General features: G+C 71.0%; 19 protein-coding genes and 1 pseudogene. 9 read left to right on the top strand and 11 right to left on the bottom strand.

Going from position 1 to position 23,391, the window contains the following annotated elements; genetic code table 11:
• The first annotated feature begins 52 nt into the window (after positions 1–52).
• Complete coding sequence (locus ACLZN2_RS23775; RefSeq protein ID WP_416981023.1) at positions 53–850, top strand: MFS transporter; 798 nt, start codon at positions 53–55, stop codon at positions 848–850.
• Positions 851–1,249: 399 nt separating this feature from the next.
• Here the strand turns inward: ACLZN2_RS23775 and ACLZN2_RS23770 are convergent, their stop codons facing one another.
• From ACLZN2_RS23770 to ACLZN2_RS23760, 3 genes are all read right to left on the bottom strand, one after another.
• Entirely contained in the window at positions 1,250–1,621 is a 372-nt protein-coding gene (locus tag ACLZN2_RS23770; RefSeq protein ID WP_416981022.1) for a fumarylacetoacetate hydrolase family protein, read from the bottom strand.
• 54 nt (positions 1,622–1,675) lie between these two features.
• Complete coding sequence (locus tag ACLZN2_RS23765; RefSeq protein ID WP_416981042.1) at positions 1,676–1,960, bottom strand: ATP-binding cassette domain-containing protein; 285 nt, start codon at positions 1,958–1,960, stop codon at positions 1,676–1,678.
• 245 nt (positions 1,961–2,205) lie between these two features.
• A complete protein-coding gene (locus tag ACLZN2_RS23760) occupies positions 2,206–3,426 on the bottom strand; it encodes a PaaI family thioesterase (RefSeq protein WP_416981021.1) in 1,221 nt (406 codons plus the stop codon).
• A 118-nt stretch (positions 3,427–3,544) separates the two neighbouring features.
• Between ACLZN2_RS23760 and ACLZN2_RS23755 the strand changes: the two genes are divergently transcribed.
• The gene (locus ACLZN2_RS23755) at positions 3,545–4,129 is read left to right on the top strand and encodes a TetR/AcrR family transcriptional regulator (RefSeq protein WP_416981020.1); all 585 of its coding nucleotides are present in this window, start codon (positions 3,545–3,547) and stop codon (positions 4,127–4,129) included.
• Positions 4,130–4,156: 27 nt separating this feature from the next.
• Here ACLZN2_RS23755 and ACLZN2_RS23750 read toward each other — a convergent pair whose 3' ends face one another.
• Complete coding sequence (locus tag ACLZN2_RS23750) at positions 4,157–4,633, bottom strand: tautomerase family protein (protein WP_416981019.1); 477 nt, start codon at positions 4,631–4,633, stop codon at positions 4,157–4,159.
• Between the two features lie 400 nt (positions 4,634–5,033).
• On the opposite strand from ACLZN2_RS23750, the gene ACLZN2_RS23745 reads away from it, so the two are divergent.
• The 7 genes and pseudogenes from ACLZN2_RS23745 to ACLZN2_RS23715 all read left to right on the top strand — a co-directional run.
• Positions 5,034–6,077 carry an AraC family transcriptional regulator gene (locus tag ACLZN2_RS23745; protein WP_416981018.1) on the top strand — a complete coding sequence of 348 codons (1,044 nt, stop codon included), beginning with the start codon at positions 5,034–5,036 and terminating at the stop codon, positions 6,075–6,077.
• Between the two features lie 56 nt (positions 6,078–6,133).
• Positions 6,134–7,657, top strand: coding sequence for a flavin-containing monooxygenase (locus ACLZN2_RS23740; protein WP_416981017.1), 1,524 nt, complete (start codon positions 6,134–6,136; stop codon positions 7,655–7,657).
• A 2-nt stretch (positions 7,658–7,659) separates the two neighbouring features.
• Positions 7,660–8,796, top strand: coding sequence for a serine hydrolase domain-containing protein (locus tag ACLZN2_RS23735; protein WP_416981016.1), 1,137 nt, complete (start codon positions 7,660–7,662; stop codon positions 8,794–8,796).
• Between the two features lie 10 nt (positions 8,797–8,806).
• Positions 8,807–10,390, top strand: coding sequence for an AMP-binding protein (locus ACLZN2_RS23730; RefSeq protein WP_416981015.1), 1,584 nt, complete (start codon positions 8,807–8,809; stop codon positions 10,388–10,390).
• A 61-nt stretch (positions 10,391–10,451) separates the two neighbouring features.
• Entirely contained in the window at positions 10,452–10,775 is a 324-nt protein-coding gene (locus tag ACLZN2_RS23725; RefSeq protein ID WP_416981014.1) for a putative quinol monooxygenase, read from the top strand.
• Between the two features lie 71 nt (positions 10,776–10,846).
• Complete coding sequence (locus tag ACLZN2_RS23720; RefSeq protein WP_416981013.1) at positions 10,847–11,866, top strand: zinc-dependent alcohol dehydrogenase; 1,020 nt, start codon at positions 10,847–10,849, stop codon at positions 11,864–11,866.
• Between the two features lie 557 nt (positions 11,867–12,423).
• Positions 12,424–12,571 (top strand): annotated as a pseudogene (locus ACLZN2_RS23715) (dehydrogenase); the annotation flags it as partial.
• Positions 12,572–13,362: 791 nt separating this feature from the next.
• Here ACLZN2_RS23715 and ACLZN2_RS23710 read toward each other — a convergent pair.
• The 7 genes from ACLZN2_RS23710 to ACLZN2_RS23680 form a co-directional block, all read right to left on the bottom strand.
• Positions 13,363–14,583 (bottom strand): MBL fold metallo-hydrolase, encoded by a 1,221-nt coding sequence (locus ACLZN2_RS23710; protein WP_416981012.1) that lies wholly within the window; start codon positions 14,581–14,583, stop codon positions 13,363–13,365.
• A gap of 68 nt (positions 14,584–14,651) precedes the next feature.
• The gene (locus tag ACLZN2_RS23705) at positions 14,652–15,917 is read right to left on the bottom strand and encodes a lactonase family protein (RefSeq protein ID WP_416981011.1); all 1,266 of its coding nucleotides are present in this window, start codon (positions 15,915–15,917) and stop codon (positions 14,652–14,654) included.
• Positions 15,918–15,926: 9 nt separating this feature from the next.
• Positions 15,927–18,608: an aconitate hydratase AcnA gene (gene acnA, locus ACLZN2_RS23700; protein ID WP_416981010.1), complete on the bottom strand. Its 2,682-nt coding sequence runs from the start codon at positions 18,606–18,608 to the stop codon at positions 15,927–15,929.
• On the bottom strand, positions 18,608–19,369 hold the full coding sequence (locus ACLZN2_RS23695) for an aspartate/glutamate racemase family protein (protein WP_416981009.1): 762 nt from the start codon (positions 19,367–19,369) through the stop codon (positions 18,608–18,610). The genes acnA and ACLZN2_RS23695 overlap by 1 nt, the downstream gene beginning before the upstream one ends.
• Positions 19,366–20,448, bottom strand: a complete 1,083-nt coding sequence (locus tag ACLZN2_RS23690) for an isocitrate/isopropylmalate dehydrogenase family protein (RefSeq protein ID WP_416981008.1) — start codon at positions 20,446–20,448, stop codon at positions 19,366–19,368. Before ACLZN2_RS23690 ends, ACLZN2_RS23695 begins: the two co-directional genes overlap by 4 nt.
• A gap of 30 nt (positions 20,449–20,478) precedes the next feature.
• Positions 20,479–21,609: an ABC transporter ATP-binding protein gene (locus tag ACLZN2_RS23685; protein WP_416981007.1), complete on the bottom strand. Its 1,131-nt coding sequence runs from the start codon at positions 21,607–21,609 to the stop codon at positions 20,479–20,481.
• Complete coding sequence (locus ACLZN2_RS23680; protein WP_416981006.1) at positions 21,602–23,383, bottom strand: ABC transporter permease; 1,782 nt, start codon at positions 23,381–23,383, stop codon at positions 21,602–21,604. The genes ACLZN2_RS23685 and ACLZN2_RS23680 overlap by 8 nt, the downstream gene beginning before the upstream one ends.
• Positions 23,384–23,391: the final 8 nt, after the last annotated feature.

Genomic DNA, 23,391 nt, shown 5'->3' with positions numbered 1-23,391 from the left:
GGCACCCACCCTGCTCGCCTTCGCGCTGGCCGCGGTGGGACTGGTCTGCTTCGTGCTCGTCGAAAGCTGGGTGGCCTCACCCCTGCTCGATCTGCGGCTCTTCCGCAGGGCCGCGTTCGTGGGTGTGATGGCCGGGTCGCTCGCCCTGAACGGGGTGGCGTTCGGTGTGCTCCCGTTCACGTCGATCTGGCTGCAGAGCGTGCTGGGCCTGGGCGCCATCGGCACGGGTCTGGTGCTGCTGCCACTCGCCACGGCCGCGTTCCTCGTCGCCGGACTGGGCGGTCGGCTGCTGCACGCGGTGCCGCCCCGGTCGGCGATCGGCGGCGGTCTGCTGCTGATCGGCGCCGGGCCCCTGGGGCAGGCCGTGCTGCACGCGGGCTCGTCCTGGCCGGTGCTCATCGCCGGACTCGTGGTGACGGGCATCGGCACCGGTCTGGTGAACCCCTCGATGGCTGGCGCGGCTCTCGCGGCCGTGCCGCCCGAGAACGCCGGGAAGGCCAGCGGGGCCGTGAACACCTTCCGCCAACTCGGGTACCCCTTCGGCGTCGCCGTCTTCGGTACGGTCGCGACCGCGCGCGTGGAGCAGTCCCTCTCCGCCGCCCCCGACCCCCGGGCCGCCGCCCACGCGCTCGCGGGCGGCGGGGCGGACGCCCTGCGGGGGGGCATCCCGGTGCGGGACCTGCACGCCGCCTTCGCGAGCGGACTCGACGCGGCCTATGTCGTGGCCGACGGGCTCGGTGTTCTCGCAGCGGTGCTCGTGTTCGTCCTTCTGCCCGGCAGGCACGGTGCCGCTGCGACGTCCGAGGGCACGAAGACCCCGTCGGCCCGGTCGAACGCGGAGACGGTCTGATCACCGCAGGATGCACCGAAGACCCTCGTCTCCGAGCCGCCTCGGAGCCCGGGGACGAGGACGTCAACTGCCTCCGGGCGCGGCTCGGTCCAGCGCCACATGCCTCATCGGGCCGGGAGCCCGATGGCACCGTCGGATCGGACGTCCCGGCGTTCCTCTGCTGCGGCCCCCGACCGCCCTGGTCCGCACCTTCACGCGGGAGCTCAGGGCCCGGGGATTCACCGGGCATCCGTCACGAGGCGTTCTCGCCCGGATGACCCGAGCCGCACCGGGGCCGAGGCCCACCGCCCGGCAGCGGGGAGCACGTCCTCGACGCCTCATGGCCGGCAGGGACCTGGTGCCATCAGCCCAGGCCGTCCGCGCCGACCTGGACGGCCGACTCGTCCAGCAGGGTCTCGGTCACCGGCTGCGGATTCCTGTCGAGGTCGAGGACTTCGGTGGCCTCCTTGTAACCAGGAGGGGATCACGGCAGCGCAGGTCGTAGACGCCCGCGTCGTTGGCGGCGGTGACGAAGTCGACGTACCCCCATGCCTCCTCGGGCCGGACGTTGCGCGCGTACCGGCCGATGACCAGGGCGATCTCGCCCTCGAAGCCCATCAGTCGGCAGCCTTCGGGGCGCACCAGGGGGTCGCCGGTGCCGGAGAGGGAGGAGGCGGGCTTGAGGAAGTAGGAGGGGCGGGGCACCGTGCGCCCGCGCTCGGCGGCTCGGCTGGGGTAGTTGAGGTGGACGGCGATGATCTTCGACGGCTTGATGCCGAGGGGGTGGGACATGCTCCTGCTCCTTGCTGGGATGCGGCTGGTTCGGCGGGGCGGCTGTGCCGTCGGCTATACGGCGACCGCGCCGAACTCGCCGGGTGTGGGCAGGGAATCGATGAGCGTGCGGGTGTAGTCGTGCCGCGGGCCCGCGCTCCCCTCCTGGCGGCAGCGTTCGTGGAGGGTGCGCAGCACGTGGTGCTGGACGGTCATGTCCAGCGCGGTGGTGGGTTCGTCCGCGGTGATCAGGTCGGCCTGCGCCATCTGGGCCATGGCGATGAGGACCCGCTGGCGCATGCCGCCGGAGAGTTCGTTCGGATACTGCGCGAGGCGGGCCTCGGGACGGGTGACGCGCAGCCGGTCCGGCAGGTGTACGGCTTTGCCACGGGCGGTGGCGGGGGCTGAGCGGAGAATTCCGTCTCGGCGGCGACCTGCCCGTGAACCGGCTCGGCTTCGCAGCCATGCGCCGACTGTCCCGACAGGGCATCGGCGGCCCCGCCCGCGCCCCCGGGAGCGGCCGTGCGGCGCTGCGGTGACGTCGAGGTCACCGGGCAGGCGGGGCGGGCCGGGCGCGCGGCGGGGGCGGGTGGCGGGCCGGCCCGTCAGGTCCGCCGGTCCAGGCCGGGGAACAGAGCGCGGGTGCGGTCGAGGTCGGGTGTGACAAAGACGGCATCCGCTGTGACGAGGTCCACCACGGGGTCCGCTCGGGTGGTGATCGAGCCGTTCACGAAGATCTTGCGGTTGTCGGTGCCGGTGACGCGGGCGAGGATCCGCAGCGGTGTCTCCAGCGGGACGGGCTGGTGGTAGCGCATCTGGAGGGAGACGGTCAGGCCGGGCGATCCCGCTGCTGTGCAGGCGCGGCCCATGAGTTCGTCCAGGAGCATGGCGCTCATGCCGCCGTGGCTGTAGCCGGGCGGGCCTTCGTGGGCGATGCCGAGGGTGCAGTGGCCGACCAGGCCGTCGTCGGACGGCGTCACGCGCACGGGTGGAGCCAGCGGGCTGCCAGGTCCGGTGACAGGGCTGTACATCCGTGGCCCCGTCGGGAACTCGTCCACCTCGGGGATCTCCGCCCGGGTACGCCGCCGTCCCGTCAGCTGGCCGGTGACGTGACGGACACCGTCGGCCACGCGGTGGAGCGTGTCCGGGGAGGCGGCGGTGCGGACGGCGGCTTCCACCAGGACGCGCAGTTCGTGCCCGAGGCGGGTGATCGCCGCCTTCTGGTGTTCCAGCTCCTCGGCTGTCGCAGGTTGAGTGCCGGTGGCCGACGGCTCGTTGAGGGAGGTGTGCATCGCATTCCTCGGTGAGGTGGCGGGACGGGGTTGGGGTCGGGCTTCGGCCTGGACGAGGACGGGCTTGAGGCGTTTCTCCGACAACGCGGTCGTCAGGTCCTCCCCGTCGATGACATGGGAGATCGCCTTCCCGGGGGTGCGGGCGCGGACGTTGTCGCGGGCGATGCGCAGGGTGACGCCGGTGAGGTGCATGTCGAGCAGGGGCAGCTCGCCGGGCTGAAGCGGTCGTCCGCCGACCCGCAGATCCCTGCCAGGACGGTGTTCGTCGCCTCCTCCATCAGGCCGGCCCTGCCAAGTTCGGACAGGGCGTGTTGCGGGACGGGTGACCTCCACCAGGAAGCGCGGCACGTCATCCCCGGCGGTGGCCTGCGCGCCCTCGGGCAGTTCGGCCGGGCAACTCGCCTGGGCGCGGAAGGAGAACGCGTCGAGTGCGCCCTCCCTGTGCAGCCGCGTGTTCGCGAGACCGTGCTGGACGCTTCGGCGCCCTTCGCCGGGCAGGATGCCGGCCGGGGACATGGGCCGGACCATCGGCATGGGCACACCTTTCTCCCGGTTCACGAGGCGGCACATGCCCATGACAGTTGTCATAGACGGTGACCACGCTAGACTATGACGGTCGTTATGACCAAGGGAGTCAGGAGGGATCACGTACGTGACCAAGCCCAGCCCGACAGCGCGCGAGCGGATCGTGGCCGGTGCGGCCGACATGATCAGCCGGCGCGGCCTGAACGCGACGAGCATCCGCGAGACGGCCAAGCACTCCAGGGCGCCGCTCGGTTCGACGTACCACTACTTCCCCGAGGGCAAGCAGCAGTTGGTCACCGAGGCCGTGCGCTTCACGGGCGAGTGGACCGCGCGCAGCCTGCGCAAGGAACTGGCGGCGGGTCCGGTCGCCGGACTGCGCGCCTTCCTCGCCCTGTGGCGCAAGATCGTCGTCGACAGCGACTTCCGGGCCGGCTGCCCCGTCCTCGCCGTCTCCATCGAGGAACCCGCCACCGGCGAGACGCCCACCGCCCTCGCGGCCGCCGCCGACGTCTTCACCACGTGGGAGGGCCTGCTCGCCGGCTCCCTGCGAGAGCATGGCACCGAGCCCGGTCAAGCGGCTCAGCTCGCGACGCTCATCGTCGCGGCCGTCGAGGGAACCGTGGCCATGTGCCGCGCCAAGCGCAGCACCGAGCCCCTCGACCACACCGCCGAGCAGCTGCAGGCGCTCATCCTCGCCACGATCAAGGACTGAACCGGCCCACGCTCAACTCATCGGGCTTCAGGCACCCAGCGCGGCGCGGACCGCCTTGACCCGCTCATCCGTGAACACCCCGCTCTGCAGCAGCGGCAGGATCGACAGCACGCCCCCGGACGAGCCCCAGCTGCCCTCGTCGATCACCCGGAAGTTGACCCACCACGCCGGCGCCGGCTTCTCCAGCCCACAGGCCGTCGCCAGCGCGGCCAGGACACGCTCGATGACCTCGGCCCGCACCTCCGGCTGCCAGGCGGCGTCCATGACCGCGAGGTCGATCACCATCACGTCGAGTTCCGGGCCGGCGTCCGCCAGCAACCGGCCGCCGATGGCCATCATGTCCCGCTCACGCTCGACGAAGTGCACCTGGAACCCGGCCCGAGCGGCCGGGGCGTTCTGCCCCACCTCGGGCACCAGCACCGCGTCCGTCAGTGTCTCGGCCAGCTCACGGCGCTGCTCCACACTCAGGCGCCCCTTCGGTGCGTTCACGGTGATGATGGTCACGGCATCCTCCTATGGCAGTCGCTATAGACAGGTGCAGGCTACACCGCCCTATAACGACTGTCATATCGAGCTCTGCCTCTCCCCGACCGGCCTTCACCCCGCCGTGCGCACAGATGCACGGCCTCGACCGCGCCTGCGGACGGGCCACGGCTTCCGCTTGGCCGAGCGGCCGCCACTCTCAGGCGCCCGGAACCGTCGTGCGCGCCGATGCCCTGCGGCACACCGTTGAAGTCGCGAGTGCGGCCGGAGCGAGGCCACAGCGCTGCGTGCCGCCGCTCTCGCGACGCCACCCGAACCCGACGAGGCGATGCCCGGCTCGGCCCTCCCCTCCGGCTGTTTCCCGACCGCGGTCCGGGAGACCGGCATCGGCGCGGGCGGTCCGCGGCGATACGGTCGGGGCATGCAGATGGAGATCCGGGCCGCCGCGATCCGCGGCATCGATCGTCTGATCGACGACCTTGGTGGCGACGGGGCGGGGCTGTTGTCCGAGTTCGGAGTGTCGCCCGGTGATCTGGACTCCGAGCACGGGCTGTTGTCGACGGTGACGGCCGGGCGGATCCTGCGCAGCGCCACGAAGAAACTGAACTGTCCTGATTTCGGGCTGCGCCTGGCGGCGTACCAGGACCTGTCGATGCTCGGCCCGCTGGCTCTGGCGGTGGGGAACTGCGACACCGTGGGAGAAGGGCTGGACTGCGCGTCGCGCTTCCTGTTCGTGCACAACCAGGGGATTCGTCTGTCTCGTGAGCAGGATCCCGAACACTATGCGGGGGTGGGGGCCGTCGAATACCGGATGCTGCACCCGGACATTCCGTATGAGCCTCAGACCATCGACGCGGGCCTGGGGCTGCTGCACCGCAATCTCATCACGATGAGCGGGGGGTACGAGCTGCTCGGGGTCCATATGCCCCACCCGCCGCTGACCGACGAGTCGGTCTACACCGGGTTCTTCGGTGCGCCGGTCCGGTTCGACACCGGCCGTGCCCTGCTGCGGGTGCCGACGAAGCTCTTCGACCGGCCGATGTCGACGCCGGTCAATCCCGAACTGCGGCGCATGGTCGTGGAGTACCTGGAGGCGCACTACACCGATCCGCGCGAGAGCGTCGCGACCGCGGTGCGGTCGGCGGTCAGCCGCGCGCTGGGCACGGTGCCGGCGCGGATCGACGTGGTGGCGGAGTGGCTGTACATGCATCCGCGCACGTTGCAGCGACGGCTGGCGCAGGAGGGCACCTCGTTCCAGGCGATCGTCGACGACGTCCGCAAGAGCGCGGCGCACCGGCTGCTGACGGGGACGGACATGCCGTTCTCCCAGGTCGCGTCGATGGTGGAACTGGCCGGACAGGCGGCCCTCACGCGTGCGGTGCGCCGCTGGTTCGGCAGGACACCGACGCAGGTCCGCCGTGACGCCAGGTACGCCTCTCCGGCACCGCGTGTCGCGCAGAGTTAAATTTTTGTCGCCCAGGGTAAAGCGACGTCTTGTAAGCGCTTCCATACTCGGGTGCCATGACCAGTCCCCCGCACCCTTCATCGCTGCCCGGGCATGTCGACGTCCTGATCGTCGGCGCCGGCATCTCCGGTATCGACGCCGCGTACCGGGTGCAGTCGCAGTGTCCCGATCGGTCGTACGCCGTGCTGGAGGCCCGCGAGTCCCTGGGCGGGACGTGGGATCTGTTCCGGTATCCGGGCGTGCGTGCCGACTCCGACATCTACACGCTCAGTTTTCCCTTCCAGCCCTGGACGGGTGAGAACTCCATGGCCGACGGGGACGAGATCCTCGACTATCTGCGGCGCACCGTGGAGGAGTTCGGCATCGACCGCCACATCCACTGCTCCACGAAGGTGGTCGCGGCCGACTGGTCGGGCGAGACGGCCCGTTGGACGGTGACCGTCGAGCAGGGCGGGGGTGCGGACGGGCCGCGGCGGTCCACCGTGACCTGCACGTTCCTCTACCTGTGCACCGGCTACTACGACTACGAGCGCGGGCACGACCCGCGGTTCGAGGGCATCGAGTCCTTCGCCGGGACGGTGGCGCATCCGCAGTTCTGGCCCGAGGGGCTCGACCACACGGGCAAGCGCGTCGTGGTGATCGGCAGCGGCGCGACCGCGATCACCATCGTCCCCGCGATGGCCCGCGACGCGGCGAAGGTGACGATGCTGCAGCGCACGCCGACCTGGATCAGCGCGCTGCCGCGGCGGGACCGGTTCGCCGCCAGGGTCCGGCGGCGGCTGCCCGCCGGGCTCGCGCACCGGATCGTCAGGGCGCGCAACGCCGCCTACGCAGGCGGCTTCTACCACTACTGCCGGCGCTTCCCGGACCGCGCGCGGACGCTGCTGACCAGGGCCGCTGCGCGACGGATCGGCGAGGAGGCGGTGCGTGAGCACTTCACCCCGTCGTACGCGCCGTGGGACCAGAGGGTGTGCATCACGGCCGACGCGGACCTGTTCAAGGCGATCCAGCGCGAGGAGGTCGAGGTGGTCACGGATCACATCGACGGCTTCGTCGCCGAGGGGATCCGGCTGCGGTCGGGCAGGGTGCTGCCCGCCGACATCGTGGTGACGGCGACCGGGCTGCGCATGCTGGCGTTCGGCCATGTCGCGGTGAGCGTCGACGGCGAGCCGGTCGAGCCCGCGCGACACCTTCTGTGGCGGGGCACCATGCTCAGCGACGTACCGAACCTCGCGCTCTGCTTCGGTTACGTCAACCTGTCCTGGACGATGCGGGCGGACCTCACCGCGCGACTGGTGTGCCGCGTCCTCAACCACATGCGCCGCGCCGGCCTCGCCGCGGTCACCCCGCCCGCGCAGCCCGGCATCCGGGAGCAGCCCATGATCGAGCTGGCCTCCGGCTACGTCCAGCGGGGCGTTAAGAGCTTCCCCCGGCAGGGCCACCGCGCCCCGTGGCGGATGCGACAGACCTATCTGCTGGACACCGCCGACATCGCGCGCGCCAGCCTCCGCCGCGAACTGCGCGGCGTGCCTCGCGCGTCGGTGCGGCCGGCCGGCGACGACACCCGGACGGGAGACTGACCGTGGCGGATCTGGACGGAGTGTGCGACGAGCGCTTCGCGGAGGTGGCCGCGCGGCTGTCCGAGAACCTCGACGCGGGCGACGAACTCGGCGCCTCGATCGCGGTCGCGGTCGACGGGGAACCGGTGGTCGACCTGTGGGGCGGCTGGGCCGACCAGGACCGTACGGCGCCGTGGCGGCGCGACACGATCACCAACGTCTGGTCGTGCACGAAGACGGTCACGTCCCTGGCGGCGCTGCTGCTGGTGGAGCGCCAACTGCTCGACGTCGACGCCCCGGTGGCCCGCTACTGGCCCCGGTTCGCCGCGCGCGGCAAGGAGGGCGTGCTGGTCCGGCACCTGCTGTCGCACACCTCCGGCGTCTCGGGATGGGAGCGGCCGGTGACCGTCGCGGACGTCCTCGACGTGCCGGCGTCGACGGCCCGGCTGGCCGAACAGGCGCCGTGGTGGCCCCCGGGCACGGCGTCCGGCTACCACCTCCTCAACTACGGCCATCTGGTGGGCGAGTTGGTCCGGCGGACCGACGGGCGCACGCTGGGCCGGTTCGTCGCCGAGGAGATCGCCGGTCCGCTCGGCGCCGACTTCCACATCGGTCTGCCGGACTCCGAGTCCGGCCGGGTCGCCGATGTCGTACCGCCGCCGCTGCGGTCCAGCGATCTCGCCGGCGCCGATCCGGACGGGGTGGCGATGAAGACCTTCACCGGTCCCCTCGGCGGTGCCGAGGAGTCGTGGCGCCCAAAGTGGCGCCGCGCCGAGATCGGTGCGGCGAACGGCCACGGCAACGCCCGGTCGCTCGCCAGGATCCACTCCGTCATCGCCTGCGGGGGCACGCTCGACGGCGTACGCCTGCTGTCGCCGCGGACCATCGACCTGATCTTCCGCCAGCAGACGGACGGGCCGGACCTGGTGCTCGGGGCGCATCTGCGCTTCGGCATCGGGTTCGGGCTGCCGTCCCCGGCGGTGCCGTATCTCCCGGAAGGACGGATCTGCTTCTGGACCGGCTGGGGCGGCTCGGTGGTCGTGATCGACACCGAACGCCGGGCCACGATCTCGTACGTCATGAACAGCATGGGCACCGGGCTGCTCGGCAGCGACCGCACGACCCAGTACGTCAAGGCCGCTTTCGCGGCCCTGGATTGAGGGTGCACAGATGACTTTCGCCAGTCCCCACACCGACGTGGAGCTGCCTGACGCGGGGCTGCACGCCTACCTGTTCGCGGGTCTGGGCCCCGCCGAGGAGGACCGGGTCGCACTGGTCTCCGCGGAGTCCGGTGAAGCGCTGACGTACGAAGCCTTGCGGACCCGCGTCGACGGGTTCGCCGCCGAACTGGCCGCGCGCGGCATCGGCCCCGGCGACACGGTGGCGCTGCTGTGCCCGAACACGCCGGCGTTCGCTGTCGCCTTCCACGGGATCCTTCGGGCGGGCGCCACGGTGACCACGGTGAACGTGCTGTCCACCGCGGCGGAGACCGCCAAGCAGCTGACCGACTCCGGGGCGCGGACGCTGGTGACGGTGACGTCCCTGGCCTCCACGGCCGAGACCGCGGTGGGCGCGGCCGGGCTCGACGCGGGCGCGATCCTGCTGCTGGACACCGAGCGTCCGCCCGCGTCCGCCCCGGCGCCCGCGCCGGAACGGTTCGATGCAGCCGAGCGCGTGGCCGTGCTGCCCTACAGCTCCGGCACCACGGGCATACCGAAGGGCGTGATGCTGACCCATCGCAACCTGGTGGCCAATATCGCGCAGCTCGAACCGGTGCTGGACCTGCGCTCCGACGACGTGGTGCTGGCGGTCCTGCCGTTCTTCCACATCTACGGCATGTCGGTGCTGATGAACTCGACCCTGGCCGTACGCGGCCGCATCGTCACCATGGCCCGCTTCGACCTGACCGCGTTCCTGGAAGCCGTCCAGCGCCACCGCGTCACCTACCTGTTCGTCGCGCCGCCGATCGCGGTGGCCCTGGCCAAGCACCCGCTGGTCGACTCCTACGACCTGACGTCGCTGCGGGCGATCGTCAGCGGCGCGGCCCCGCTGGACGAGGAACTGGGCGCGGAAGTGGCCCGGCGGCTGTCGGTGCCGGTAGTCCAGGGGTTCGGCATGACCGAGCTCAGCCCGGTCAGCCACCTCGTGCCGGTGGCCGACGGCGGAGCCGGGATCGCGGGCCGTCGCGCACCGGTCGCGGCCGTCGGCTGGCCGCTGCCCAACACGGTCAACAAGCTCGTCGACCCCGCGACCGGCGCCGAGATCGGCCTGCCCGCGGACGGGCTGAGCGAGCCGGGGGAACTGTGGGTGCGCGGGCCGAACGTGATGGCGGGCTACCTGGGCAACCCGCAGGCCACCGCCGAGGCCCTCGACGCCGACGGGTTCCTGCACACCGGGGACCTGGCGCGGGTCGACCCCACCGGATGCGTCCACATCGTCGACCGCATCAAGGAGCTGATCAAGTACAAGGGCTACCAGGTCGCGCCCGCCGAACTCGAGGCGCTGCTGCTGGCCCACCCGGGCATCACCGACGCCGCCGTGATCGGGGTGAGCGACGCCGAGGGCGAGGAGATCCCCAAGGCGTTCGTCGTCGCCGGCGACCCGGCGTTGAGCGCGGAGCGGGTGATGGAGTTCGTCGCCGCGCGGGTCGCGCCGTACAAGAAGGTGCGGGCTGTCGAGTTCGTCGCCGCGATCCCCAAGTCGTCGGCGGGCAAGATCCTGCGCAAGGAACTGAGATCAAGCCGTCCGCTGTGACCAGCGGCCCCGCAGACTTCTGCCATGATTATGACGACCGTTATATAGAGAGGTGTGCTCCATGGCCGAGCCGGTACTGATGGTGGCGACGATCGTCGCGAAGCCGGGCCAGGAAGAACTGGTCGAGAAGACGTTCAAGGCGGCGATACCCGCGGTGCACGCCGAACCCGGCTGCCTGCTGTACGCGCTGCACCGCAAGGCGGGCACCACCGGCGAGTTCGTGATGATCGAGAAGTGGGCCTCGCAGGAGGCGCTGGGCGCCCACATGAAGGGCGCCGCGATGCGGGAGATCGGCACCGCCCTGGCGGAGGCACTGGCCCGTCCGCTGGACGCGTTCTTCCTGGAGGCGATCCCCGTCGGCGTCCCGGACTCCGGCGCCATCTGACCGAACGCGGGCACCGGGCCGACGGACATGCCGCTCGACCCGGCACCCCCACGCAACCGAGGAGTTTTCCCATGAAGAGCCTGATGTTCGTCGCGCCCGGACAGCTGCGCTTCGACGAGGTCGACGCCCCCACGATCGTCGAGGGCACGGACGCGCTCGTGCGCCCGCTCGCGGCCACGACCTGCGATCTCGACCACCATGTCATCGCCGACAAGACCCCGTTCTCCGGATTCGGCCCGTTCCCGCTCGGCCACGAGTGCGTCGGCACGGTCGTCGAGGTCGGCCCCGACTGCACCGACGTCGCGGTCGGCGACGTCGTCGGCGTCGCCTGGCACATCGCCTGCGGCACCTGTGCGCAGTGCAAGCTCGGCCACACCGCCCGCTGTCTCCTCCATGGCGACGCCCAGTACGGCCTCCCGGTGAACGGAGCCTGGGGCGGCACCTTCGACGAACTCATCCGCGTCCCCTACGCGGACTTCAACCTCGCCAAGCTGCCCGCCGGGGTCGACCCCGTGCACCTCGCGTCGATCGGCGACAACCTCGCCCTCGGCTGGGAGACGGTGATGCCGACCGTCGCCGGCATCACCGACCCGAAGATCGCGGTCTTCGGCGGGACCGGCTCCATCGGGCTGTACTGCGTCGACGTCGCCGTCCACTGCGCGGGCGCCCGCACCGTCTACTACGACGACGACCCGGTCCGGATGAAGGTCGCCGAGCAGCTCGGCGCGGAGGTCCAGGACATCAACGGCAAGCGGGAGAAGGACTTCCATCTGGCCGTGGACGCCAGCTGCAACCCCGAGCGGTTGCGCAAGGCACTGCTGTCGGTCATGCCCGAGGGCTACGTCAACAGCGTCGGCATCTACTTCGACGACGTCGCGCTCCCGCTGCTCGCGCTCTACCAGCGCGGCGTCCACTTCCACAACGGCAAGGGGCACGCGCGGCCGAACATGACACCGACCCTGGAGGCGGTGGCCGCCGGCACCCTTCACCCCGAGCTGGTCACCAGCGGAATCTACGGCTGGGACGAGATCCCCGACGTGCTGACCTCCGACCGGGCCGGCCACAAGCCGATCTTCGTCCTGGAGAACTGAGGCCTCGGAACCGTCGGTCCGTCGCGGAGAGCACCGCTCGAACGGCGACGCCGTGGTGACCGGCGGCCCGTTCGAGCGGTCCGGGCCGCACGGCGGGACCGGGCCCACAGCGTGCGTCGACGCACCGATCCGCCGCCGCGCCGGATGCCGAGCCGTCACCGGCACGGCACTCCGGTCGGCGCAACGCCTGCTGACAGCGAGAAGTTCTCCGTCGCCGACAGGGGCGGCCGCACCCCTCACGTACCGGCGTACGGGTGCGCGCGGGCGGCCGGCCGCCATGAGCATGGGCGAGTCCGGACTCCAGGAATCTGTGCCGCGCCTCCGCGAAGACGCCCATCGCCATGTGTGTCCACGGACCTGCCCTGCGCCGGGCTTCGCGTCCCGCCCCGCCGCGCAGAGCGTCGTGAAGCCGCGGTGCCGCGCAAGAACAGGTCGTACCAGCGGCCCACCGAACCGACCGGCACGCTCACCTCCGCCACCCGCAACCGGTGGTCGACCGCGGACCGGTGAGGGTCGTCAGCGCCGTGGGCGAGGAGGCTCGCCCTCAGCGTCACGTCCTTGCCACGGAGAGCATCTGCGAGTCGCCGGGCAGCCACTTCCAGCCCGGTGAGGTGCCCCTGCTCGACATGTACCTCAGCGGCGTCACCCTGGGAACAACTCCCGGACGCGCTGCCCGAGAAGCACCTCAAGCCTGTCTTCGTACGCCACGTCGCCTCTCCCCCACCGCAGCCTTGCCGCACATCACCGGGCCGCGGCGCGCGACGCAAGGCCACCCGGAAACCCCATGAACTCGCCCATGAAGCGCCACTCCACGGCGGGCGGCGATCACCGCTGGGCCACGAGCCGCAGGCCCTGGTCGACACCACCGTCCGTACCGCGGCCTCGGCGGACACTGTGCACCGCGTGGCGGCCGGAACCCGCAGCCTCACCGGGTAGCCGACCGGGCGCTCACCGGAGTCGGCAGTCCACTCGTGCGCATCACACCGGCCGACCGCGGTGTGACGGGAACCCGCGTCCTCGGCATAGCCCACGAAGGGCCGCCCGGCTACGGACACGCCGACAGGCATGACCTCCATGCTCCCGGACGAACTGATGGGCTGGGCCAGCGCCGTCTCCGGGACGCCGGGGATGGCCCTCTCGCTCCGGATGCGCCACCAGCGTCCCGTTCCTCTGCGGACACCGCTGCGCGTGCTCGCCCAGTCACGGAAGCCGAGGCCGCAAGATCTCCGGCATCGGCTCCGCCACCACCGAACAGGACCTCTCCACGTCCTGATGGAGGCAGCCGGAGGCTTCGTCTCGCCGGACCCCGGCCAGACCGCGCGCTGCCCCGTGTCCGCTGGCCGGCCACTGCCCGCGTGGAGCCCCGCAGCTCGTCGGACCGGTCCCCGGCGGGGCCGGGACAGTGGTCTTGGCGCTGCTTGACGAACATCGGGCTCGCCGTCGGCGTCGCGACGTGCCCGTCGTCGCGACGCCGACGCCCTCTCAGATGTTCCCTGCTACATCGCCTTCCACGTGCCGTCGACAAGGCGTTGCGCGAGGGCGCGGTGGGCGTTGCCGAAGATCTCGATGTGGCGCTGCACCCCGGCACGGCCCATCAGCAGGGGGTTGGGCGCCGAGGGGTCGGCCTTGAGGGCGCGCAGGTGGCTGAAGGCGCCGCCCTGGTAGGCGTGGGTGTTGAGGAAGACGTCGGCTCCTTCCTGGCCGGCGATGCCCTGGACGAAGTCGGCGGAGATCGCGTACTGGGCGGCGGCGTCGATGTTGTCGTTGCCGCTCCACACCAGGAGATGGCGGGTCTCGCCCTGGTGGACCACCGGCACGATGACATGCATCTGTCCGATGGTGTGGCCGGGGGCGAGCATGGCGGTGGCCTCGGTGCGCCGACCGATGCGGATCTTCTTCATGCCGACGGTGTGGCCCGGGTAGGCCTCGATCTCGATGTCGATCCGGCTGGGTATCCGGGCCAGCCGTGCCAGGTATTCCTCCTTGGTGTACTGGTCCTTGTTCTTCTTCAGTTCGGCGCGCTGCTCCGCGATGACCGCCGCGTCGGGCTGCCCCATGACGAACTTGGCTCTGGGCGCGTATTCGTCCCGGATCAGGTTCGCGCCGCCGACGTGGTCGCCGTGTGCGTGGCCGAGGAAGATGTAACGGATGTCCCGCGGGTCGAGGCCTGCCGCCGCGGCCTGGTCCAGGAATTGTGTGCGCATGTCGTCCGGCGTGGTGAGCGCGTCGAGCATGACCAGGCCGTCCGGGGTACGGACGATCACGAGTCCGGTGAAGTCGGTGCCGAAGTACCAGGCGTTGTCGAGGAATTGGACCCCGCCCGCCGGCATGGGCCGGACGTAGTCCCGGTACAGGAACCCCATCGGGGAGACGAAGTCCTTGGTCGGGTCCACCGGTCGGTCGACCGGCTGCCCCGTTCCCGCGTTGCCCGGACTGCGGTAACCGGTCTCGCACCACACGCGGTACTGCCAGCGGATCATCGGGTTGTCGTCCACCTCCGCCAGTGCCTTGGCCCCGTCGGCGTAGGCCTTGGCCAGCGGCTTGTCGGGGGCCAGCGGGCCGCCCCAGGGCACGTCGGCAGCGGTCTGGGCGACTGCCGTGCACCCGCACTCGGTGGCCCGCGCGTCCGCCGCCCCCACGAGCAGCGTGGCCGGGATCGCCGCCGTGCCGATGCCGGCCATGACGAACGCACCGAATTCACGCCTGGATGGCGTCATCTTTCCTCCTGTGTCGACGTGTCATGAACTAGGGCCGAGCGCGTTCCCGACTGATCTCAGCGTGTGAGTCAGCAAGCGGCGCGCCAGACGATGGAGGTGGGGGAACCGGTCTCGGCGACGATGCCGAGGGGACGCAACTGACGGCCGTCGGCGTGGAGTTCGTAGCCGACGACGGTGTCGGTGACCTCGTTGGCGGCGAACAGCCGTCGTCCGGAGGGCTCCAGCCCGAAGAAGCGCGGGCGCAGGCCCTGGGTGGAGACCCAGCCGACGGGTTCGAGGCCCCCGTGGCGTTCGACAGCGAAGACACCGATGGTGTCCGGGTCGGGGCCACCGGGAACGGAATCGCCCGCGCCACTGCGGTTGGAGGCGAAGACATGTCCGCCACCGGGTGAGACGGCGATCTCGGCGGCGCGGGTGTCGCCGGTCATCGAGGGCGCTGTCGAGGCGAGGCACTGAAGAGGCGTCAAGGTGCCTGCCTCCGCGTTCCATCGGTAGGTGTGGACGGTGGAGCGGAGCTCGTTGACGAGGTACGCCAGCGGCCGGTGCGGATGGAACGCGATGTGCCGGGGGCCTTCCAGCTCCCTGGTCCGCACCCATCCGGGGTCGTTGAGGCTCAGCGCTCCCGTGGTGGCGTCGAGCGCGGCGATGAAGACACGGTCCAGGCCGCGGTCGGGTATCGCCAGCCACCGGCCGGTGGGGTCGAAGACGACGTGGTGGGGGTTGGGGCCCGTCTGCGCGGCCTTGTGCGGGCCCGGTGTTCCGGGGAGTTCGAGGACGCCGGCCACGGTGCCGAGGGAGCCGTCGGCCCGCACCGGCAGGGTCACCACGGACCCGGGCACCGCGAAGCAGGCGACGACCAGCCACTTTCCGGTGGGGTCGAGCGTGAGGTGGACGGGGTTGCCCCGGCCCACGTCGACGGTGTTGATCAGCCGCACCGTGCCGTGTGACGGGTGCACGGCGAAGGCGCTCACGGTCGTGGCGTCGCCGTGGACGGTGTAGAGGCGGGTGCCTTCGGGGTTGAGGGTGAGGAAGGACGGGTTGACCGGGAGCGCTCCCGCCGGCGTCTCGGTCGCCGGGTCCCCGTCGTCGGCGGGGACGGTCTGGAGCAGCTCCCAGGTGTCGCGGCGGGGGTCGACCCGCCACACGGTGATGCCGGAGCCCCGGGCGCCTCGCTGTTTCGTCGTCCGGGAGCCCACGTAGGCGTACTGGACCGGAGGGAGTCCGCGGGGAGTGGAGGAGGTGGCCGCCGTCGCCGAGGGCGCGGTGGCCGCCAGGGACAGGGGGGTGCCGGCCGAGGCCAGCAGGACGGTTCTTCGGGAGGGCGTGTGGTTCATCGGTGCCCCTCACTCGTCGGTTTCGGTCGGGTGGGTGAGCAGGCCGCGCAGGACGTACGGCATGACTCCGCCGTGGCGGAAGTAGTCGGCCTCGCGGGGGGTGTCCAGGCGGACCCGGGCGGTGAACTCCCGGCCCTCGGAGAGGAGGCGCACCGTGGCCGGGACGTGTCCCGCGTTGAGGGCTTCCAGTCCGGCGATGGTGATCGTCTCGGCGCCGGTGGGGGCCAGGTCGTCCGGGCCGCCGTCGACGAGTTCCAGGGGCAGGACGCCCATGGCGATCAGGTTGGAGCGGTGGATGCGTTCGAAGGACTGCGCGATCACCGCGCGGACCCCCAGCAGTGCGGGCCCCTTGGCCGCCCAGTCCCGCGAGGACCCGCCGCCGTAGTCCTTTCCGGCCACGACGACCATGGGGACTCCGGCCGCGCGGTAGGCGGCGGCCGTGTCGTGGATCGAGCTCTCGCGGCCGTCGGCGAGGAAGTCGCGGGTCCGGCCGCCACGGGTGCCGGGGGCGACCTGGTTGCGCAGCCTGATGTTGGCGAACGCGCCTCGCATCATCACCAGGTGGTTGCCGCGCCGGGAGGCGTAGGTGTTGAAGTCCCCCTTGTCGACGCCGAGTTCCGTGAGATACCGGGCCGCCGCGCTGGAGGCGGTGATGGCGCCGGCCGGGGAGATGTGGTCGGTGGTGACCTTGTCACCGAGTTTCACCAGCACCCGGGCCCCGGTGATGTCCTTGACGGCCTCGGGTTCCGTGGTCATGCCGTCGAGGTAGGGCGGCCGGCGGACGTAGGTGGAGTCCTCATCCCACGAGAAGCGCTCGGTCGCGGGCACGCTGATGTCCTGCCACCGGTGGTCGCCGGCAAAGACGTGTCCGTAGGCGTCGGTGAACATCGCCGCGTCGATGTTCCCTGCCATCACGGCCTCGATCTCCGCCGGGTCCGGCCAGATGTCGCGCAGGTGGACCGGGTCTCCCTGCGGAGTGTGGCCGAGGGGCTCGGCCTGGAGGTCGATGTCCATCGTGCCGGCGAGTGCGTAGGCGATGACGAGGGGCGGTGAGGCGAGGTAGTTCATGGCGACGTCGGGCTGGATACGGCCTTCGAAGTTGCGGTTCCCGGAGAGCACCGACGTCACGGTCAGACCGGTGTCGTTCACCGCCTCGGACACCGGGCCGATGAGCGGGCCGGAAGCGCCGATGCAGGTCATGCAGCCGAAGCCGGCCAGGTGGAAGCCGAGGGTCTCCAGGTCGGGGAGGAGGCCGGCCCTCCGGTAGTAGTCCATGACGACCCGTGAGCCGGGGCTGAGGGTGGTCTTGACCCAGGGCTTGCTGCGCAGTCCCGCCCGGACGGCGTTGCGGGCCAGCAGACCCGCCCCGACCATGACCGCCGGGTTGGAGGTGTTGGTGCAGGACGTGATGGCCGCGACGGCCACCGCGCCGTCGTGCAGTTGGTGTGCGGTGCCGTCGATGACGACTGTCGCGGTCTTCGCCTCTCCGGTGCCGTTCTGCTCGCGGATCGACTCGACGGCCGTACGGAAGCGGCTCTTCGCCCGGTCCAGCGGGACGCGGTCCTCGGGGCGGGAGGGACCGGCCAGGGAGGGGACGACCGTCGACAGGTCGAGGTCGACGGTGTCGGTGAACCGCGGCGGGCTGCCGGGTTCATGCCACAGGCCCTGTTCCTTGGTGTACGCCTCGACCAGGGCTACGTGGCCCTCGGAGCGCCCGGTGAACCGCAGATAGCGCAGGGTTTCGTCGTCGACGGGGAAGAGCGCGCAGGTCGAGCCGAACTCCGGGCACATGTTGGAGACGGTCGCGCGGTCGGCCACCGACAGGGCGGAGACACCGTCGCCGTGGAACTCCACGAACTTGCCGATGACTCCGTGGGCCCGCAGCAGTTCGGTGAGGGTGAGCACCAGGTCCGTGGCCGTGGCCCCGGCGGGAAGGGCGCCGGTGAGGCGTACGCCGACGGCGTCCGGGACGAGGGCGGACATGGACTGGCCGAGCATCGCGGCCTCGGCCTCGATGCCTCCGATGCCCCAGCCGAGCACGCCGAGCCCGTTGACCATGGTGGTGTGCGAGTCGGTGCCGAGGCACACGTCGGGGAACGCCCAGCCGTCCTCGACCATGACCACGCGGGCCAGGTGCTCCACATTGACCTGGTGCATGATCCCGGTGCCGGGGGGCACGACGGCGAACTTCTTGAGCGACTGCTGTCCCCAGCGCAGGAAGCCGTAGCGCTCGCCGTTGCGGGCGTACTCCAGTTCGACGTTGCGGGTCATGGCGTCCGGGCGCCCGAAGACGTCGGCGATGACCGAGTGGTCGATGACGAGTTCCGACGCGATGACGGGGTTGACCCGGCCGGGGTCGCCGCCCAGGGCGGTCATGGCGTCCCGCATGGCTGCCAGGTCGACGACCGTGGGCACGCCGTTGGTGTCGTGCAGGAACACCCGCGAGGCGTACAGGTCGACGGGTGTGCCGGATGCCCCGCGCTCCACGATCGCCCGCACCTGGTCGTCGCCCCGAGCGGTCCCGTCGTGGAAGCGGATCACGTTCTCCAGCAGGATCCGCAGGCTGACCGGGAGGTCGGCGGGAGCCTGCCCGTCGATGCGGTGGTACGACAGCGACTGGCCGGCGACGTCGAGGCGTGCCCGGGTGCCGAGTGCGTCGAGGCCGGAGCCCGCCAGGTGGTTACGGCTCATCACGATGCCTCCACGGCGGACGAGTCGGGGATGCTCCCGGGGACGGACGGTATGAAGGAGGTGTGGGCGCGCCCGGCGCCGGCGCTCTCGCGCAGAGCGCGGGCGGCGAGCGGCGGAGCGCTCAGGACCGGCAGGCCCAGCGCCTGCTCCAGACCGGCGTGTGCGGGGGCGAGGGAGAACATGCCGAGAACCACGGCATCGACGTCCTTCAGGTACGGGGTGGCCGCCGCGGTCAGCGACTGCTCCAGCGCGCCGAGGTCGTCGTGCGCGGCGGCTTCGGCCGCTCCGGTGGCGGTACGGCCGATGACCTTCGTACGCTCGCCGTCCTGCGCTCCGGAGAGCACTCGCTCCAGCCGGTTCACCGAGTCCCTGACCGCCGGGGCGAGCGGGCCGAGAAGCAGGACGCTGCCGAACCGCCGCCGGGCGACCTCGGCGAAGAGCGCGTCGTCGGAGCTCAGCATGGGCAGGTCGTACCGGCGCCGGGCCTGCTCCAGCACCGACCCGTACAGGGAGCACGACAGCAGGACGGCGTCCGCGCCGCCACGTACCGCGTAGTCGATCAGCGACAGCATCCGGTCGGACAGGTCGGGTGTGACCCCACCCGCCTCCTCGGCATCGCTCATGAGGCGGTCGTCCAGGAGGTTCCACACGGAGGCCTCGGGGAATCCCTCCGCGAGGGCGCTCCGGGTGGGAGCGACCGACGCCGGAGTGGCGTGGACGACGGCCACCGTGCACGGCCGGTCAGCCCGGTTCCCGCTCACGGCTGCCCGATCGAGGCGGCGACCGCCTCGGCGAACTCTCGGCATCCCGCCGACCCGCCCATGTCCCTCGTGCGGATTCCCCGCGCGAGCGTCGAGGCCACGCCCTCCTCGACGATCCGTGCGGCACGCGTCAGCGTCTCGTCCCCGTGGCGGGACCCCAGCCACTCCAGCAGCATCGCCGTGGAGAGGAACATCGCGACCGGATTCGCCAAGTCCTGCCCGGCGATGTCCGGCGCCGAGCCGTGCGCCGCCTGGGCCATCGCGCGGTCCTGGGAGGCGTTCAGGGAGGGCGCGATGCCCAGCGATCCGGCCAGTTCGCCGGCCAGGTCCGAGAGGATGTCGCCGAACATGTTCTCGGTGACGAGGACGTCGAACTCATGGGCCCGCCGCACCAGATGCACGGTCATGGCGTCGATGTGGAAGTCGTCGACCTCGACGTCGGGGTAGTCCCGTGCGATCTCGCGGCACACGTCGCGGAAGAGCCCCGTGGTCAGTTTGAGGACGTTGGCCTTGTGGACGATGGTGACCTTCTTGCGGCGCCGCGAGGCCAGCTCGAACGCCTCCCGCGCGATGCGCTCGCACGCGGTGCGGGTGATGATGCCCATCGCGATGGCGACGTCCGGCGTGGGCATGAACTCGCCTGTGCCCAGGTGGGTGTTGCGGTCGGCGTAGAAGCCCTCGGTGTTCTCCCGCATGATGACCAGGTCGGTGCCGGGCACGACGGCCCTGCCGCCCTCGAACGCCCTGGCGGGGCGCACGTTGGCGTAGAGGTCGAAGTGCTTGCGGATGGTGCCGCTGGGGTTGAGTTCGTAGTGGAACGGTTCCGGGTAGGCCGCGCTGTCGTGGGGACCGAGCAGCCAGCCGTCGGTCTCGGCGAGAGCCTCCAACGTGGCCTCGGGGGTCGCCTCCCCGAATTCCTCGATGGCCCGCAGGCCCAGGGGCAGTTCCTGCCAGGTGAGGGGCGGGGCTCCGGTGGCCGCGAGAGCGGTGTCGGCGACCAGGACCGAGGCTGGCACGATCTCGGGGCCGATGCCGTCGCCGTACAGGACGCCGAGGGTGTAGCGGTGGGGGGAGGGCACGGGACTCCTCTGTGGTGGGTGGGCGGGCTGTCAGCCGGCGACGGTCAGCAGGGCCTGTGCGTCCTCCGAGAGCACGGCCGTGTCGGTGTAGACCAGGCAGGCCGCAGGATCGACGGCGAGGCTGACCTGGCCGGTGAGGCCGCCGCGGTCGGAGACGACCTGGACGACCTGGTCGCCGACCTTGAGGTCGTACTCGAAGCGGGAGCCCAGGTAGGAGGTGGTGAGGACCTCCGCGCCGATGACGTTGACGCCGGGCGGCGCCTGGTCGGGGTCGACCAGGACGGAGAGGCGCTCGGGGCGGACGGCGACGGTGACGGTCTCGCCCGCGCTCAGGCTCTGGCCCGTGGTGACGGACACGGCCTGGCCGTTGGCAGCCAGCTTCAGAACAACCCCTTCCCGGGTGGTCTCGCCGACCGTGGCCTTGAGAAAGTTGCAGCGGCCGACGAACGCGGCGACCTCGGCGGTGGCCGGGGTCTCGTAGATCTCCCGCGGTGTGCCGACCTGGAGCATGTGGCCGCCGGACATGACCGCGATGCGGTCGCTCAGGGCGAGGGCCTCGTCCTGGTCGTGGGTGACGTAGACGGTGGTGATGCCCAGGTCCTCCTGGAGCCGCTTGAGCCAGGCACGGGCCTGCTCACGCAGTTTGGCGTCCAGGTTGGACAGCGGCTCGTCGAGGAGCAGGACGCTCGGCGAGTAGACCAGCGCCCGGGCGAGGGCGACGCGCTGCTGCTGGCCGCCGGACATCTGGTGGGGGTAGCGCTCACGCAGGTGCAGCAGGCCGACCTTGTCCAGGGCGTCGTCGATGAGCCGGCGCCGTTCGGCCTTGTCGACCTTGCGGATCTGCAGCGGCATCGCGAGGTTGTCGGCGATGGTCTTGTGCGGCCACAGGGCGTAGGACTGGAAGACCATGCCGAGGTTGCGGCCCTCGGGCGGTACGAAGAGCTTCTTCTCCGTGTCGACGAAGGGGGTGTCGCCGACCGAGATCGCGCCGCTGGTGGGTTGTTCGAGACCGGCGATGCAGTTCAGGGTCGTCGATTTTCCGCAGCCGCTGGGGCCGAGGAGGGTGAAGAACTCGCCGTCCCTGACGGTGAAGTCGACGTCGTCGAGGACGACGTTGCCGCCGAACTGCTTGCCCAGGTGCGAGACCTTGACGTCAGGCATCGTTGTTGCGTCCCTTCAGGAGGAGTCCGGCGAGCCCGACGAAGGCCGCGGTGATGGCGATCTGCAGGGTGGCCAGCGCGGCGACGGAGCCGGTGTTCCCCTGGACCCAGAGTTCGAGCATCGTCGTACCGATGATCTTGCTGTCGGCCGAGCCGAGGAAGACGGCCGGCGAGTACTCCTTGAGCATCGTCACGAAGGTCAGGACGAGCGCGCCGGCGAAGGCGGGGGTGAGGAGCTTGGCCAGGATCATGGTGAACGCCTTGACCCAGTCGGCGCCCGAGACCCGGGCCGCGTTGTCGAGTTCCTGGCCGATCTGCATGATCGACGGCGCCAGGGAGCCGAACCCGCTGGGCAGGGCACGCAGTCCGAAGCCGATGATGACGGCCCAGATCGAGCCCTGGATCACGGTGCCGATGTTGAACGGGGCGTAGGCGAAGGCCCAGAACAGGCCGATACCGACGATGATCCCGGGCATCGCCTGCGGGGCGAGCGCCAGATATTCGGTGGCCCGGCGGAAGCGGAAGGTGGAGCGGCGCGCCACCATCACGGCCAGCAGTCCGAGGACGCTCACCAGGACCGAGCCGACGCCCGCGACGATCAGGCTGTTGACGATGGAGTCGACGTACGCGGTGTAGCTGAAGATGCGTTCGTAGTTGGCCATGGTCAGGGTCTTCAGCGGGGACTGGAGCGGGGTGAAGACCAAGGTGAAGGAGCGGAAGACCAGGCCGACGATGGGGACGAGGGCGCCCATCACGACGTAGAAGAGGATCCCGAACAGGCTGATCCACTTCAGCCAGCCCAGGTCGAGGCGGCGGGGGCGGGTGGCCTTGCCGCGGACCGAGACGAACCGCTGGGCGTCCTTGAGGAGTTTGGCCTGGACCGCGACCAGGGCGACGGTGACGAAGAGGATGACGGCGGAGGCCGCGCCGAGGATGCCGTAGTCGGGGTTGATGGACTGAAGTCCGTTGCGGTAGAGGAAGGTCGAGAAGACCTGGATGTTGGCCGGCTGGCCGTACAGCAGGGGCACGCTCAGCGTCTCGACGGAGATCGAGACGACCAGGATGGAGCTGTAGACGATGGGCGGGCGCAGCATCGGCAGGATGACCTGGAAGAGGATGCGCAGCGGTCCCGCGCCGCAGACCTGGGCGGCCGACTCCAGTGAGGCGTCGCTCTGGCGCAGGGCGCCCGCGCAGAAGGTGTAGGCGATCGGGGCGAGGGCGACGGCCTCGGTGAGCGCCATCCCGGGGATGGAGTAGAGGTTCCAGGGGACACTGCCCAGTACGTCGGCGACCTTGACGCTGACGAAGCCGGCGGGACCGTACATGGTGATCCAGCCGAAGCCGAGGATCAGCGAGGAGATGAAGAAGGGCCACTGCATGGCGGCTGCCAGCAGGCGTCCGCCGGGGATCTTCGTCCGTACGACGACCACCGCCATCGGGATCGCGATGACCAGGGTGAAGACGGTGGTGAGGGCGGCGAAGAGCGCGGTGTCGAGCGCCACCTTGCCGAAGCCTGCCTCGGTGAACAGCTTGACGTAGTTGTCGAGGCTGAGGACGCCGCCGGCCTCGTACAGCGGCCGGTCGAGCAGTGACTGGTACAGCGTCGGCACGATCGGTGCCAGGACGAGTACGGCCAGGACGATGATGACCGCGTAGTGCAGCCACACCTCTCGTCCTCGCCCGAGGACGCGCCGGTAGCCGGGCGCCGGGTGGCCCTCTCGCCGTGGAGGGCTGTCGCTGCTCGGCGGCGAAGGCGACGTTGTGGTGGTGGACATGCTTTCTC

The sequence above is a fragment of the Streptomyces sp. T028 genome, assembly GCF_048159505.1.
Taxonomy (GTDB): Bacteria; Actinomycetota; Actinomycetes; order Streptomycetales; family Streptomycetaceae; genus Streptomyces.
The sequence above is the reverse complement of the archived record's forward strand: the minus strand, read 5'-3'. Positions and strand labels throughout refer to the sequence as shown.